At 48.2% G+C, this 13,804-nt stretch carries 14 protein-coding genes and 1 pseudogene; 9 read left to right on the top strand and 6 right to left on the bottom strand.

Annotation, left to right across the window (positions count from 1 at the left end):
• The first annotated feature begins 2 nt into the window (after window positions 1-2).
• The gene (locus tag K6J74_RS04530) at window positions 3-1,604 is read left to right on the top strand and encodes a CitMHS family transporter (RefSeq protein WP_260321518.1); all 1,602 of its coding nucleotides are present in this window, start codon (window positions 3-5) and stop codon (window positions 1,602-1,604) included.
• 1 nt (window position 1,605) lies between these two features.
• Here K6J74_RS04530 and K6J74_RS04525 read toward each other — a convergent pair whose 3' ends face one another.
• The 6 genes and pseudogenes from K6J74_RS04525 to K6J74_RS04500 all read right to left on the bottom strand — a co-directional run bounded on the left by K6J74_RS04525 (window position 1,606) and on the right by K6J74_RS04500 (window position 6,777).
• Window positions 1,606-2,169: a hypothetical protein gene (locus tag K6J74_RS04525; protein WP_221271125.1), complete on the bottom strand. Its 564-nt coding sequence runs from the start codon at window positions 2,167-2,169 to the stop codon at window positions 1,606-1,608.
• A gap of 75 nt (window positions 2,170-2,244) precedes the next feature.
• The gene (locus tag K6J74_RS04520; RefSeq protein WP_221271124.1) at window positions 2,245-2,736 is read right to left on the bottom strand and encodes a flavodoxin; all 492 of its coding nucleotides are present in this window, start codon (window positions 2,734-2,736) and stop codon (window positions 2,245-2,247) included.
• A 70-nt stretch (window positions 2,737-2,806) separates the two neighbouring features.
• The gene (locus K6J74_RS04515; protein ID WP_221271123.1) at window positions 2,807-3,343 is read right to left on the bottom strand and encodes a DUF2393 family protein; all 537 of its coding nucleotides are present in this window, start codon (window positions 3,341-3,343) and stop codon (window positions 2,807-2,809) included.
• Entirely contained in the window at window positions 3,340-4,440 is a 1,101-nt protein-coding gene (locus tag K6J74_RS04510; protein WP_221271122.1) for a prohibitin family protein, read from the bottom strand. Before K6J74_RS04510 ends, K6J74_RS04515 begins: the two co-directional genes overlap by 4 nt.
• Before the next feature lie 9 nt (window positions 4,441-4,449).
• Window positions 4,450-5,355 (bottom strand): branched-chain amino acid transaminase, encoded by a 906-nt coding sequence (locus K6J74_RS04505; protein WP_221271121.1) that lies wholly within the window; start codon window positions 5,353-5,355, stop codon window positions 4,450-4,452.
• A 25-nt stretch (window positions 5,356-5,380) separates the two neighbouring features.
• Window positions 5,381-6,777, bottom strand: a pseudogene (locus K6J74_RS04500) (DEAD/DEAH box helicase).
• Window positions 6,778-6,858: 81 nt separating this feature from the next.
• Here K6J74_RS04500 and K6J74_RS04495 point away from each other — a divergent pair.
• From K6J74_RS04495 to K6J74_RS04460, 8 genes are read left to right on the top strand one after another with little or no spacing between them, the layout of a single operon-like run.
• Window positions 6,859-7,590 carry a cytochrome c biogenesis protein CcdA gene (locus K6J74_RS04495; protein WP_221271120.1) on the top strand — a complete coding sequence of 244 codons (732 nt, stop codon included), beginning with the start codon at window positions 6,859-6,861 and terminating at the stop codon, window positions 7,588-7,590.
• 9 nt (window positions 7,591-7,599) lie between these two features.
• The gene (locus K6J74_RS04490) at window positions 7,600-8,847 is read left to right on the top strand and encodes an amidohydrolase family protein (protein ID WP_221271119.1); all 1,248 of its coding nucleotides are present in this window, start codon (window positions 7,600-7,602) and stop codon (window positions 8,845-8,847) included.
• Window positions 8,837-10,081 carry an aminofutalosine deaminase family hydrolase gene (mqnF, locus tag K6J74_RS04485; RefSeq protein ID WP_221271118.1) on the top strand — a complete coding sequence of 415 codons (1,245 nt, stop codon included), beginning with the start codon at window positions 8,837-8,839 and terminating at the stop codon, window positions 10,079-10,081. The genes K6J74_RS04490 and mqnF overlap by 11 nt, the downstream gene beginning before the upstream one ends.
• Before the next feature lie 34 nt (window positions 10,082-10,115).
• On the top strand, window positions 10,116-10,358 hold the full coding sequence (locus K6J74_RS04480; RefSeq protein ID WP_221271117.1) for an HP0268 family nuclease: 243 nt from the start codon (window positions 10,116-10,118) through the stop codon (window positions 10,356-10,358).
• Window positions 10,359-10,366: 8 nt separating this feature from the next.
• Window positions 10,367-11,653 carry a tRNA (N6-isopentenyl adenosine(37)-C2)-methylthiotransferase MiaB gene (gene miaB / locus K6J74_RS04475; RefSeq protein WP_221271116.1) on the top strand — a complete coding sequence of 429 codons (1,287 nt, stop codon included), beginning with the start codon at window positions 10,367-10,369 and terminating at the stop codon, window positions 11,651-11,653.
• Between the two features lie 2 nt (window positions 11,654-11,655).
• Window positions 11,656-12,279: a lysophospholipid acyltransferase family protein gene (locus K6J74_RS04470; protein ID WP_430886773.1), complete on the top strand. Its 624-nt coding sequence runs from the start codon at window positions 11,656-11,658 to the stop codon at window positions 12,277-12,279.
• Window positions 12,279-13,289 (top strand): hypothetical protein, encoded by a 1,011-nt coding sequence (locus K6J74_RS04465; RefSeq protein WP_221271115.1) that lies wholly within the window; start codon window positions 12,279-12,281, stop codon window positions 13,287-13,289. Before K6J74_RS04470 ends, K6J74_RS04465 begins: the two co-directional genes overlap by 1 nt.
• Window positions 13,273-13,800: a hypothetical protein gene (locus K6J74_RS04460; protein ID WP_221271114.1), complete on the top strand. Its 528-nt coding sequence runs from the start codon at window positions 13,273-13,275 to the stop codon at window positions 13,798-13,800. The genes K6J74_RS04465 and K6J74_RS04460 overlap by 17 nt, the downstream gene beginning before the upstream one ends.
• Window positions 13,801-13,804: the final 4 nt, after the last annotated feature.

Genomic DNA, 13,804 nt, shown 5'->3' with positions numbered 1-13,804 from the left:
CCATGCTAACCCTTTTTGCCATCCTCATCATCACTTCGTTGATCGCCTTGCTTTTGACCGATAAACTCTCGCCAATGGTCGCCTTAACCCTCGTGCCTTTAGGCGGATTGTTTGGCTTTTGGCTCACTTCTGCCCTAATCTTTCAGCCTGTAGTGCCTAAGAATTACGCTTATATGCTCAGCCACTCCAATGAAAAGCACTTTTTAAAGCACCTTGCTAAAGATAATGGTTTTGATCCACCAGATGGGCATTTGCGCCACGCCTTTAGAAAAGCGGGCAATGTGGCGCTGGGTTTCAAGCCCAAAATGAAGGACTACCCCCCACTCTCTAAAGCGCAAGTGGAAAAATTTTATCTAGCCGGCGCAGCAGCCCTTTATCCTAATGCCAAACACATTGAGGAGAATTTAGCTCCGCTCTTTGCCAAGCACAACGCCCTCTACACCTTTAAAGACCATATGCAAGAGTTGGTGCGCTACTTCAAACAGGGCATCGGCAAAGTGGCACACATCGCGATCATGTTCATCTTTGCGATTTTGTTTTTTGGGGTTTTAAACGATGTGGGGGTGTTTAATCCGCTCATCAATGCGCTGATTAAACTCAGTCAAGGCAGTGTAGTGGCGGTGTGTGTGGGGACATGCCTCATTGCGATGATCGCCCACTTGGATGGCTCTGGGGCAAGCACCTTTTTAGTGGTGATCCCTCCGCTCTTGCCCATTTATAAACGCTTAAACATGAACCCTTATTTGCTCCTACTGCTCGTAGCCGCCAGTGCGGGCGTGGCAAACATGCTCCCTTGGGGTGGGCCGCTTGGGCGTATCGCCAGCGTGCTAGGCACAGATGTGAGTGCGCTCTACACCCCCTTGATCAAGGTGCAGCTGCTTGGCTTTGCGTGTATTTTGCTCATGGCGGTGTTTCTAGGCTTTAAAGAAAAGCGGCGCATTATGAAGACGGGGCTAGAAGTGCAGGGGGGTTTAGGTGTGCAGACATTGGATCACCCTCGCTTTTTTTGGATCAATGTCGTAACCGCCCTGATTGCTTTGGGATCGGTGATGCTTAAAATCTTGCCTCCTGAGTTTTGCTTTCTCTTGGCCTTGTGTGCGGTGCTTTTAATCAATTACGCTAACCCCAAGGAGCGCATGGCAAAGGTGAAGGAATACGCCCCTGAAGCCATCTCTATGGCGGTGATCTTGCTTGCCGCCGGGGTGTATATTGGGATCTTAAGCGGCTCTGGCATGCTTGTGGATTTAGCCCAACATTTAAGCCTGCTCTTACCCGACTTTGCGACTAAACACCTACACATCATCACAGGAGTTTTTGGCGTGCCTTTTGAGTTGCTCTTAGACACCAATGGCTATTATTTCACACTTTTTCCCATAGTCGCCCACATCACCGCCCCCTATGGTGTGAGCGGGGAAGCGACAGGCTATGCAATGCTCATCGGTTCGATTGTGGGGACTTTTGTCTCCCCCTTTGCGCCCGCCTTGTGGCTAGGTTTGGGGCTAGCTAAACTTTCTATGGGGCGGCACATCGCCTACAGCTTCTTTTGGCTTTGGGGGCTCTCCTTAGTGGTGCTCGCCCTTGCCAAACTCTTGGGGTTGTTTTAGACTACATGCTTTGGGGGACTTTCACATCTCCATAGTTCATCGCATCCTTAAAGACTTGGCGGACTGCTTGTTGCAGGGCTTTGATGGTGTTGGTGTGGATGGGTTTGATGGCGAGTAAATTCTTTTCAAGTAAGCCCCGATCGTAGCCATCCACGCGCACCAAAATAAAAACTTCTTGGTTATTGGGGTTGATGTATTCGCCCAGCTGGACTCCCTGATCTAGGCTGGCAGCGATGGCTTGGACAATCTGTTTAAAAATATTGTCATCAAAGGGGCGTTGATTGGCGTTTTGGGTTTGTTTGAACACATCTTTAATTTGCTTGCCGATGTGCTGGGCGACTCGAAAGCGCGCCCGCTCCCTAGCGATTTTCTCCGAGCGGGCGATCTGCCCGTCTATGATGTGCGAACTATCGATGCCCTGCGTGATGAAGGCACTACGGTCTTCAAGCATCCAAGCGGGCACATTGGCTAGAAAAACATCTTTCTTGTGTGTGCTGGTGCAAGCCGAGAAACCTAAAATCACCAAATAAAGCAAAGTCGGGGGTAAAAAGCGTGTTTGAAACACTTCAGTTCCTTTCAACAAGTTTAGGAACTGTAGTATACGCTTTTAGAGTGAATAAATCCCCCCCACTTGCAAGAATTACGAGAGTTGCCCTTTCACTTCACCGATCCAAGCATCGATGCGGCTGTCGGTGAGATCGTCCTGGTTGTCTTCATCGAGCACGAGACCCACGAATTTACCACCCTCTACAGACCTAGAAGCCTCGAAATTGTAACCATCTGTAGAAGTGAAGCCCACAACCTTACCAGCTTTGGCTTTTTCATAGATGTGGAAAATGCCCTCAGCAAAGGTTTCAGAGTAGGTGTCTTGATCACCAAGACCCACTAGAGCGATGGTTTTGTTGGCAAAATCCGTATCGCTCAAAGTACCTAAAAACTCCTCCCAGTCACTTTGCAAATCCCCAGCTCCTGCAGTGGGTGCGACCAGAACTACAGAGCTACAACCATCAAAGTCTGCTTTAGACGCTTTGGCCACATCATATACTTTCACCCCACCTAGTTTTTCAGCAATTTTACCGCTAATTGTTTCAGAATTTCCGCTGTCTGTGCCGTAAAAAATACCAACTGCCATGTTAATCCTTTCGTTTTTTAAAAATAAACCCGCCCATTATAACGAATTTTGGTAAAAATGCAAAAAGCAATCAATAGCAATCTGCAGAGAGTTTAAAGGGGGCTTGTTTATAGGGGTAACCCTCGATGTCCATCGCCAAATCTTGGGATTTTTGTGGAGGGAGTTGCACCTTAAAAGACTGCGTGTAGGTGTGTACAAACACCCATTGGTATAAATAGTCTTGGAGTCTGTTGTGCGGTTGGTGCAGAACATCTAGGCGCAAAAGGCATTGGTTAATGGTCAAACGGCCGACATTTTTGACATTGATCTTTGCCATGAAAGCGTTGGTGTAGGTGAAGGAAAAGGTCTCGTATATGTGGGTTTGGATTTTAAAAAGCTGCTCTTCAAGGATGTAGCGCACCACAAGGGGGGCACTCAGCATGCACAAAGCGGCTAGAATGTAGAAAAAGTAGGACATAAAGCCCCGAAACGACAAGCCGGAGATATAAAAGCATAAAAAAAACGCACAATGCATGCCAAAGATCACCAACGCAAAGGGGCTAGCATTTGCCCAAAAGATTTTTAGATGGGCGAGGACAGAATACAAAATAGCGGTCGTGTCGATCATTTATTGTGTGTGGTCGCTATTGCCTTTTGGCGGCTCTTGGTGTCTAGCCAAATGTTGGGCACGGCGCCGCCGGGGACTAAAAAGATTTGGGCATTTTTATTCACCTTTAAGGCTTCGTTAAACTGCCCCTGGGTTTCAATTTGGCGCAGACTCAAAAGCTTTTCACTCAGGCTTTGGGCGATGCTGGCGTTGGCTGCGGATTTGGCTTTCGCCTCGATCACGATCGCATCTGCCACGCCTTGCGCTTTAATGCGGTTTGCATCCGCCTCGCCCTTGGCTAGGGCTGCTGCTTTTTGCGCCTCTTGTTTGGCTTTTTCCACCTCGTATTTCACCCGCTCGGATTCTTGGCGGGCGATCTGCACCTTCTCGATCTGTTCTTTGATCTTGGTGGGCAAGACAATTTCACGTAATTGGATAGAGCTAAGCTGCACGGGGGAATTGGGCAGTTTGGAAACCTCTTTGTTGATGTCGGTATTGATCAAAGCGGCGATTTCATTGCGCTTGATGGGTAAATCCTCAGCCGGATAGCGCCCCACCACAGAGCGCACGACATCACGCACCACAGGGTTGATGATCTTTTGCTCCCAACTAAGACCATAGGTGGCGATCGTTTGGGGCGTGGTTTGGGCGTTGAGGCGGTATTGCACGGTGAGCTCAATGGAGACGGTGAGCCCCCTTGAGTCCATCACATTGATCGCATCGTTTCTAAAAATCCCCTGATTTTTCCCAACAATCCCCATGTCCTCGGTGCGCGAGAAGTTGATCGTGCGCACCCTTGTATCTATGACTAGAATATCCTGCACTAGGGGGATAAAAAAGTGTATCCCGGGTTGCAAGGGGATCGGGTCGTAACGCCCCGCCGTAACCTTAATGCCGATCTCACCCGATTGGATCACCATGAAGGGCTTTGCCAAAAAGAGCAAGGCACATACAACAATCGCAATGATTAAAGTGGTGAATCGCTTGGATTGCAAGAAATTAGAGGGCAGAGTTGGGGGTTTGGGGCTCTTGGGGGTGTTGTTAGAATTATTGGGGGTATTGTTGTCAGAGTTAGGACTCTGCTTACGCTTTAGATGCTCGTTGAGATCAATGGGCATACACTTCCTTTAGACCCGAACGACATAATGCGCAAATTTTTCTAAATCACCGGCGGTTTCGCCTTTAACAAGCTTCATGTAGGTGTCAAATAGAGCTTTGGTGATGGGATTTTTGTCCGTGCCAATGGGTCTAAAGTCCAAAGACTTAATGGGTAAAATCTCCATACCCGTGCCCACAAAGAAGGCTTCTTGGGCGCTGTAAATTTCCTCACGCACCACATGGCGGTGCACCATGGGGATGTTTAAGTGCTCGGCGAGCTCAATGATGGTTTGGCGGGTGATTGAATCGAGCGAATAATCTAGGGGGGGGACAATGAGTTTGTCTTTTTTCACCATAAAAAAGCTTTCAGCCGAACCCTCCGCCACAAAGCCATTGACATCAAGCAGCAAGCCCTCATCGCAACCGCAATCTAAGGCTTCTTGCTTAGAGAGTTGGGAGTTTAGGTAGTTGGAGCTGGCTTTGGCTTTATTCATCGTGGATTGCACGCTGGGCTTTCTATAAGAGCTGGTTTTGACCTTAATGCCCTCGTGTTGGTTGTCTTTCCAAGTTACGGTGGCAATGGCAGTGTGGATGGGGGGGTTGCTCGCACAAATGCCAAGTGTGCCAAGCCCCATGAACACAAAGGGGCGGATGTAGGTGTTGGCATCGCACTTATTCGCCCGCAAGGTTTCTAGTGTGGCGTGGTTTAGCTCTTCTATGGAGTAGGGGATCTTTAGCCCCACCGCCTTACACGAATCCAAAAGCCGTTGCATGTGATCGTGCAAACGGAACACAAACAAGCCGTCCTTGCCCTTATAGGCGCGGATGCCTTCAAACACCAAATTAGCGTAGTGCAGACTATAACTGAGAACATGAATAGTGGCTTTTTCAAAGGGGACAAGCTTGCCATCTTGCCAAATAAAAGGGTGGTTCATGATGTTTTCCTATTTTTCTATTTTCTTAATACTTGCGTCTGGAGTCCTTAAAACGCCCATTTTTGCGGGGTCTCGAACTTCTTGGGGGTTTTTTAGACTCGCTTGGCTTTGACTCTGTAAAAATATGGTCTAAATCTACCTTGTGGCTCTTAAATTGCAAACTTAAGAGCTTGAGCACCAACTGAGAGGGTTCAAACTGCTCAGTCAGTTGCTCGTATAAGCTCACGACCTCAGCGTCCACTTCCACCTTTGAAAGGGCTTTGACCAAGCGATCCTCATCCATGTGTGGGATTTCGTAAAGCTCTAAAGACGCGCCGATGTCCTTTTGCATGCGTTGCAACTCTTTATACTCTAAGGGGGTTACAAGTGTGATCGCCACGCCCTTTTTGCCCGCCCGCCCCGTGCGCCCGATACGGTGGATGTAGCTCTCGGTGTTTAGGGGCATGTGGTAGTTGAATACATGGCTTACATCGCTGATGTCTAGCCCCCGACTCGCCACATCGGTGGCGATCAAGACATCCGCTTGTTTGGATTTAAAGGCTTTAATAGAAGCTTGCCTCGCCCTTTGTTCCATGTCGCCGTGTAGGGGCGTGGTCTTATAGCCCTTCGCACTCAAAAATTGGTGCAATTCATCCACTTCTCTTTTCATCCGCATAAAAATGATGCTTTTGCTGGGGGTTTCTTTATCCAACAAGCGCATGATCGCTTCGTTGCGCTCATGTTCATTGATCACATAAAAGCGTTGCGCAATGTCGGCGTTGGTTACATGCGTGGGGGCAATGTGGACGGACACGGGGTTTTGCAAGATCTTATTTGCCAACTCTTTAATGGGCGGGGGCATGGTGGCAGAAAATAAGAGAATCTGCGCATTTTCGGGCAAATAGTCAAAAATCTCTTCAATGTCATCCAAAAAGCCCATGTCAAGCATTTCATCGCTTTCATCCAAGACCACGACTTTGGGTGCAAAGCGTTTTAAGCGTTTGTTTTTTAGGTGATCTAAGAGCCTGCCCGGGGTGGCGATCATCACCTGCGGGTTGCGCTCTAGTAGCTCGCATTGTTTGCGGATGCTCTGCCCCCATAAACGCATATCGTGCGGGTGCGTGAGCTCTTGCCGAGTTTAAAAATCTCATCGCTCACTTGCATGGCCAGCTCTCTAGTGGGTGTGATGACTAGGGCTTCCACGCTCTTGTTGTTTTGCAAGTTTTGGATAATGGGCAAGGCGAAGGCGGCAGTTTTGCCCGTGCCGGTCTGGGCTTGGGCGATCACATCCTTGCCTGCGAGCACTAAAGGGATCGCCTTTTCTTGTATGGGGCTAGGCTGGGTGAAGCCCACTTCGGCGATAGATTTTAAAATCTTGGAGTTTAAGCCCAAATCTTTAAAAGACTTCGTGGGCTGGGTGGTTTCTTCAATGGGGGTTTGCATCGGTGGCTTAATGTCCTTAAATCTAAATGCTAGGTGTACTATAATTGTGCGGTATTATAGCAAAAAACTTAGGATAGGTAGATGTTCGAGGACAACCTTTTGACGCTCTTTGACAAAACACCCTTGATTGCTTCATTTTTGGCGGGCATTTTGGCGTTTTTAAGTCCCTGCGTTTTGCCCCTAATCCCCGCCTACTTGTCCTACATCTCGCAAACTTCTTTAGAGGAATTAAAAAGTGGCAACGCCCCGCGTTGGGCGGTTTTGGCTAAGGCTAGCTTGTTCGTGCTGGGCTTTGGTTTGGTCTTTTGGCTCATCGGGGTGTCTATGGCAAGGATCATGCACGCTTATTTAAACGCCCCTTGGGTGCGGGTGGTGGCGGGCTTGGTGGTGGTGGTCTTTGGCTTACACTTTTTGGGGGTCTTGCCTATTAAATGGCTTTACAAAAGCAAAACCCTAGAAGTGCGCCTAGAGTTTAAGAATCCTTTTTTAAACAGCCTCATCCCCTTCATTTTGGGCGTGAGTTTTGCTCTAGGTTGGACTCCTTGCATCGGCCCTATCTTTACAAGCATCGTCCTACTTAGTGGGGCGGAGCACGCCTATGGCATGGCGCTTTTGGGCGTGTTTGTGCTGGGTTTTGGGCTGCCCTTTTTGGTGGTGGCGCTGTTGCTTAACCAAGTGTGGGGAGTGCTCAAAAAAATGCGCACTTACAGCCGGGCGGTGGAGGTTTTCTCAGGGTTGCTCTTAGTGGGCATGGGTGTTTTGATCTTAAGCGGACAAATGGATCGCTTGGGGGCGTTTTTACTGCAACTTTAAGGAGGTCTTTTGTTACTCAAAAATATCAAGCTTATGGGCGGTGCGGGCGTGGATGTGCGCATTTTAGGCGCACACATCGTCCAAATCGCCCCATCCCTATGCCCCACAGAGGGCGAAAAGGTTTTAGAGGGCAAGGGGCTTACACTTTTGCCTAGCCTTGTGGATTTGGGCGTGTTCTTGCATAACCTGCAAGCCACCACCTACGCCGCCCTAAAAGCCCAAGCCTTTAAAGGGGGGGTGGGCACGCTCATGGGGATTGATTTAGAGCCCCTTTACTCTTTACACGAGCCAGAAATGCAGCCTTTGGACTTTAAAGAGGCAGAGGACAATTTAGAAAACACCACCGCCAAAGAGGCGCAAAAAGCCAAAGACCCCATTTGTTTGCACCCCTTAAACGCCAAACAACGCCTACAAAATTTATCTAAGATTGTAAGCAGTTTATCTAGCCCTGCCTGCCTTTACATTTACAACCTAGAGGGGCAGAAGCTCTTGCCCGCCCTAGATTATGCCAAAATGTTGAACTTGCCCCTGGTGTGCGGTGTGCGCGGCTATGAGGGCCGCCCCACTCTAGGCATCGCAGACAGCACCCCCCTAGCCTACAAACTCGGGCTGCCCAGTGTGAGCCCGCTCATCCAAATTAAAGAGGTGGGCAAATACGCCAGCATGGCGCTGCATATCCAAAGAGACACCATGCTAGATAGCGTGGTGGAAATGGACGCGTTAAACATCGCCGCAAGCTTAAAATCTCTAGGCGCGCCCCTATTCGTGCAAACCCCTCTACACCACCTCATCCTCACCGAGAGCGTTTATAGAACCTACGAGCCCCGCTTTAAAATCCTGCCCCCCCTGCAAAGCAAAGAGAAGCAAAAAGCTCTACACAAAGCCCTAAAAGGGGGGCAAATTGACATGCTAACAAGCCTACACTACACCCGTCCCCCCAAAGCGCAAGACATCTTTGAAGAAGCTCCTTTTGGCATGCATTGCATTGAAAGTAGCTTTAGTCTCGCCTACACGTATTTAGTCCAAACGGGCCTAGTGAGCCTTGAAAGGCTCATAGAGCTCATGGCAAGCACGCCGGCTAAATTCTTGCGCTTAAATTGCGGTGCGGTGCAAGAGGGCAAAGAAGCCCGTTTAATGCTTGTGGACCTTGAGGGGGAGGAAGTGGTGCAAAACCCACACAGCCCCTACTATAAAGAGAGTTTAAAAGGGGTTGTGCGCTTGGTATTGCAAGGGGAAGATATTGTCTATGGGGCTTAAAATTTTGGGAGCGAAGTGCGCGCTTGTGTGTAACCCGAGCTTTGATATTCTGCCTAATGGGGGGGTGTTGTTTGAGGGGGGGCGCATTTTAGAAGTGGGCGATTACGCTAAACTTTGCACCAAGCACCCAAGCGCAAAAGCCCATTTTTATAAAAACGCCCTTTTAATGCCCGCTTTGGCAAACCCGCATATCCATTTTGAGTTTGCGGGGCAGAAAAATAATTTTAGCTATGGGAGCTTTGAGGGGTGGCTTAGCTCAGTCATGTCCAACAGAAGCCAAGTGCTCAAAAAAGCCACAGCGCATATGCAAAAAGCGGTGTGCGAGCAACTCATGCAGGGTGTGGCGAGTGTAGGGGCGATCAGCAGTTATGGTTTGGATCGCCCTATCTTAAAAGAGAGCCCCTTACGGGTGGTGTTCTTTGATGAGCTCATCGGGGCAAACGCCGATATCACCCCCGCTTTTGAGGCGTTTAGTAAGCGCCACGCTCTAAGCCTTGAATGTCAAAGTGCGAAATTCACCCCCGCCATTGCCATCCACGCCCCCTATTCAGTGCATAAAGACTTAGCCAAGCAGGTTTTAAGTACCTACAAAAGTCCCGTGGTCTCCACGCATTTTTTGGAGTCTAAGGCGGAGTTGGACTTTTTAGAGGGGCGGGGGGGATATTTCAAGGATTTTTACGCCAAACACGGGCTAAGTGCCCCACACTATGTAAGCCCTTTAGAGTTTTTAGACCTATTTCAAGGGCAAAAGTTGCTTTTAGTGCATGCCATGTTTGCCACAAAGGTGCATTTACAGCACGTCAAAGAGAGTGCGCACCCCACGCTCATTTCTTGCCCGCGCTCTAACCGCCTGTTAAGCGGTAAACTCTTGGATTTTAAGCAGATAAATAAGGCGGGTGTGAAGATCGCCCTAGCCACAGATGGCGCAAGCTCTAATGCCAACACCCTACTTTTAGAGGAACTGCGCATCGCCCTTTTTGCCTTGAATGTTCCCCTTTTAGAGGCCCTACCCCAAATTTTGCTCGGGGCGACCCTACGCGCCAGCCACGCTTTGGGCCTACAAGGGGGGAGTTTGCAAGCGGGCTTTTTAGCGGATTTTGCCCTCTTTGGTTTTAACTCTCAGCCCAACTTACAAGGGGTGTTGCATTGGCTCTTGCAAGCAAGAAAGGTGCAGAGTCTATACATCGGCGGGGAGTGGGTGTGGGGCTCTAAAAGGGGTTTTAAGGCAAGGTAGGCTAAACTTCAAGGCTATTTCATGGGAGGTCTTAATGGAACTGCGTTTAGCCAAAATGGATCGCAAACAGAGCAAAACCCCTAGCTTGAGTTTAGAAGAATTGCACCAAAAATACCTCAAAAGCGAGCATATTTTTTACTTCGCCCCCACAAATCCCCATAAGGATATGTTGGCCACGGTGGCGTTTTTAGAAAAAAAGAATTGTCGGGTGCATTTGTCGCAAGTGCAAGTAAGCTCGGATGAAAAGGACTTCATCTACCAAATGCACATCATTTAGGGCGGTTTGTGAAACTTTACATTGAAACGATGGGTTGCGCGATGAATAGCCGTGACAGCGAGCATATGGTGGGCGAACTTGGCAAGGTGGGCTACACCCCCACAAGCGAGCCTAGCGAGGCGGATTTAATTTTAATCAACACTTGTAGCGTGCGTGAGAAGCCAGAGAGAAAGTTGTTCTCTGAGATCGGGCAGTTTGCTAAGATTAAAAAGCCGGGGGCGAAGATCGGCGTGTGTGGTTGCACGGCAAGCCATATGGGCGCAGAGATTCTAAAAAAAGCCCCGAGCGTCAATTTTGTTTTGGGCGCGCGCAATGTGTCTAAAATCAGCCAAATCATCAAGCAGGATAAAGCAGTTGCCATCGATTTAGACCATGACGACAGCACTTATGTGTTTGCCAGCCAAGCCCCAAGCAGCATTAAAGCCCTTTTAAACATTTCTATCGGGTGCGACAAGCATTGCACCTATTGCATTGTCCCCCACACAAGGGGCAAAGAGATTTCTATCCCTATGGATTTGCTCTTAAAAGAGGCGGACAAATTAGCACAAGCTGGGGTGAAAGAGATTTTGCTTTTAGGGCAAAATGTCAATAACTACGGCGTGCGCTTTAGCACCGCACACCCAAAGGTGAATTTCACCACCTTGCTAGAGAAGTTGAGCCAAATTAGTGGGCTTAAACGCATCCGTTTTACATCGCCCCACCCCTTGCACATGGACAACGTTTTTTTAGAGCATTTTGCCACAAACCCCAAGGTGTGTAAAAGCATCCATATCCCCCTGCAGAGCGGCTCTAATGCCATTTTAAAAGCCATGAAAAGGGGATATAGCAGAGAATGGTATTTAGATCGCATCACCCGTTTAAAAACCCTCGTGCCTGAAGTGGGCATTAGCACGGACATCATCGTGGGCTTTCCTGGCGAAACGCCTAAAGACTTTGAAGACACCTTAGACATCTTAGAGCAGGTGCGCTTTGACACACTCTATAGTTTTATTTACTCCCCCCGTCCGCTCACGCCTTCTTACACATGGGAGAATAAAGTCCCCAAAGAGGAAGCGAGCGCGCATTTAGAACGGCTACAAAGCCGCCACAAAGAGATTTTAGAGCAAAAGGCTAGAGCCGAGCTTGGCAAAACCCACGAGGTTTTGATCGAGAAAATCGCCGAGGGTGTGGCTGAGGGGCGCAGTGGTAACGGGCGGCTACTTAGCTTTGAGGCTGGCGGGGCTGGCGTGGGGGATTTTGTGGCGGTTAAAGTGGTGGCGCACCACAAGGGGAGTTTAAAGGGGAGGATCGCTTAAGTGTGTTGTTGAAACGCTTACGAAACGGCTTTGTTTTACGCGCTTTACCCGTGTTGCTCTATTGGGTTTTGCGGATTTTGTTTAAAACTTGCAAAAACCGCTTTTTTTTAGCCGAGGGGCTGCAAAAACAAACTTTCATCGCTAGCTGCTGGCATGGGGAGATGGCGATGTTGCCCTTTGCCTATTTGCGCATCAAGCCTAAAGCAAATTTATCAGTGATCGCCAGCCAGCATTTTGACGGCGGGCTAGCGGCAAAACTCTTTGAGTGCTTTGGCTTTCAAGCCATTAGAGGCTCTAGCAAAAAGGGCGGGGTGGGTGCGCTCATTGAGGCGATCAAACGGCTAAAGGGCGGGGAGGATATTGGCATCACCCCCGATGGTCCCAAGGGACCAAGGCATAGCGTTGCCGATGGGGTGGTGGCGTTGGCACAAAAAACGGGGGTGGGGGTGGTGGTGTGCCGCGTGGTTTTTAGCAACGCTTTCACGCTCAACACTTGGGATCGCTTTAAGTTGCCTAAACCCTTTTCTAAAATCAATTACTACATGTTCTCCCCCTTGTTCATCCCTAAGAACATGGATTTACAAGAGGCTAAAGCGTTGCTGAAGCAGCGCATGGAGGCGGTGTAATGGGGGTTTTTAGCTTTTTTAAAACCGTCTTTCATGACAGCGTGCGCTCCTTGCTTTTCTCCGATGTTTTTATCTGTTTTAATTTAGACCATGAGGTTTTACTCGGGCGGGCAGAAAGGTTAAAATGGAGAAAGACACGCGAAATTGTCAACAAAGCCTACCCCGTAAAAGATGGCATGATCCCTATCAAGGCAGTAAAGGATACCCGCGATTTTACTAGCGTCTACCCTTTTTCTTATATCTGTGGGATGTCTAAAAGCACAGATCAAGGGATGTGTAAAAAATCTGAGTTGGAGCAACACATCCCACAGGGGTTGCGCAGAAAGGACTTAGTTGTCCTAGAAGTCGATGATTACTGCTTTTATATCCCCAAGCAATCTTTAGAAAGCGACCGTAAAACCTTTTCCCTCGCCTTCAAGGTCGACTACATTTTTTCACCTTTTCTTCTTATGTATAGCTTCATCAAACCCATGTTAGAAGAGGAAGTGGCCGTTTATGCACTCTTAGAACACTCTCGTTTGTTTGTGATGGTGAACAACTGCAAGAGCATTTGTTACAGCAAATTCTACCCCCTAGAAGTGATCGAGGCGGATTATGGGGTACAAATGCAAGAAGATCAAGTTGGCTATGAACACGAAGAGCATGTTTTGCAATCTTTTTTAAAGTCTATTGAGGCTAACCTGATGCAAATGGATTTTAATTTTGAGTCCCCTCCACCTAAAGAAAAGTCTAATCAAGACCCCAAAGCCTTAGTGGATAACATGTTCCACGCTTCCGATATTATCAAGTATTTAGAGGAGTCGATCAAGACAGCCTACGAAAACCCAAACTACCGCGTTGAGGATTTTGTCCAAAAGGTGTGGGTGTTGCACACCTATGAAATTTCTTACCAACTCATCGATGCGCTAAAAGACGAGCTCATGCTAGAAGTTGTCCACATCCCTATGTCTTTAGTCGAACAGATGGGAATTTTAGCCAAAAAAGAACAATACAATGAAGTTCAGCTATAGTAAACCTTTCCCCAAACACATGTTGGATCTGCTTGCCAAGATTTGGCTGTTTTATATTCTGCTTTCTATGGGGGTTGTATATGGCCTAACTTATCTTTTGCAAAAATACATTGAGATCACCAAAAGCAGGACAGAAATATCTCAAGTGCAGGGCCGTATTTATAGCCATGAGAGCCACTATGTCCAAGAACGCATCGAACACACAAGACAAGCTTTAAAAAGTGCGCAAAGTAAAGCCTCCCACATAACTAGTACCAAAGACTCCATTAGGGGGATTTTAGAGATAATCCCCGACTCTATCACCATCAATTCTATCACCATCGATTATTCCAGCTTGGTTCTTAAGGGTGTTGTCCCCTCCAAAGAGGTTTTTAAGCGCACAATCCAACAAAGGCTCAACTCGATCTTTGAAAATAGCAATGTCAAGTTTTACCCTCTCAGTAATGGGTGGTTTAGCTTTGTTTCCATAAATTCCTCTGTTTTACCCTACATTGAAAAGGCGAGCGACTGACAGA

This window comes from Helicobacter sp. NHP19-012, assembly GCF_019703325.1.
GTDB lineage: Bacteria > Campylobacterota > Campylobacteria > Campylobacterales > Helicobacteraceae > Helicobacter > Helicobacter gastrofelis.
Note: the sequence above shows the minus strand (reverse complement) of the source record. Positions and strands in the feature narration are given on the sequence as shown.

What these genes read in the sequence shown, in the direction of transcription:
- K6J74_RS04505 (WP_221271121.1), bottom strand. Translation starts at nt 5,355, where the DNA reads ATGAACCACCCTTTTATTTGGCAAGATGGCAAGCTTGTCCCCTTTGAA.
- K6J74_RS04520 (WP_221271124.1), bottom strand. Translation starts at nt 2,736, where the DNA reads ATGGCAGTTGGTATTTTTTACGGCACAGACAGCGGAAATTCTGAAACA.
- K6J74_RS04465 (WP_221271115.1), top strand. Translation starts at nt 12,279, where the DNA reads ATGGGGGTTTTTAGCTTTTTTAAAACCGTCTTTCATGACAGCGTGCGC.
- K6J74_RS04495 (WP_221271120.1), top strand. Translation starts at nt 6,859, where the DNA reads ATGTTCGAGGACAACCTTTTGACGCTCTTTGACAAAACACCCTTGATT.
- K6J74_RS04510 (WP_221271122.1), bottom strand. Translation starts at nt 4,440, where the DNA reads ATGCCCATTGATCTCAACGAGCATCTAAAGCGTAAGCAGAGTCCTAAC.
- K6J74_RS04460 (WP_221271114.1), top strand. Translation starts at nt 13,273, where the DNA reads ATGAAGTTCAGCTATAGTAAACCTTTCCCCAAACACATGTTGGATCTG.
- mqnF (WP_221271118.1), top strand. Translation starts at nt 8,837, where the DNA reads ATGGGGCTTAAAATTTTGGGAGCGAAGTGCGCGCTTGTGTGTAACCCG.
- K6J74_RS04515 (WP_221271123.1), bottom strand. Translation starts at nt 3,343, where the DNA reads ATGATCGACACGACCGCTATTTTGTATTCTGTCCTCGCCCATCTAAAA.
- K6J74_RS04480 (WP_221271117.1), top strand. Translation starts at nt 10,116, where the DNA reads ATGGAACTGCGTTTAGCCAAAATGGATCGCAAACAGAGCAAAACCCCT.
- K6J74_RS04530 (WP_260321518.1), top strand. Translation starts at nt 3, where the DNA reads ATGCTAACCCTTTTTGCCATCCTCATCATCACTTCGTTGATCGCCTTG.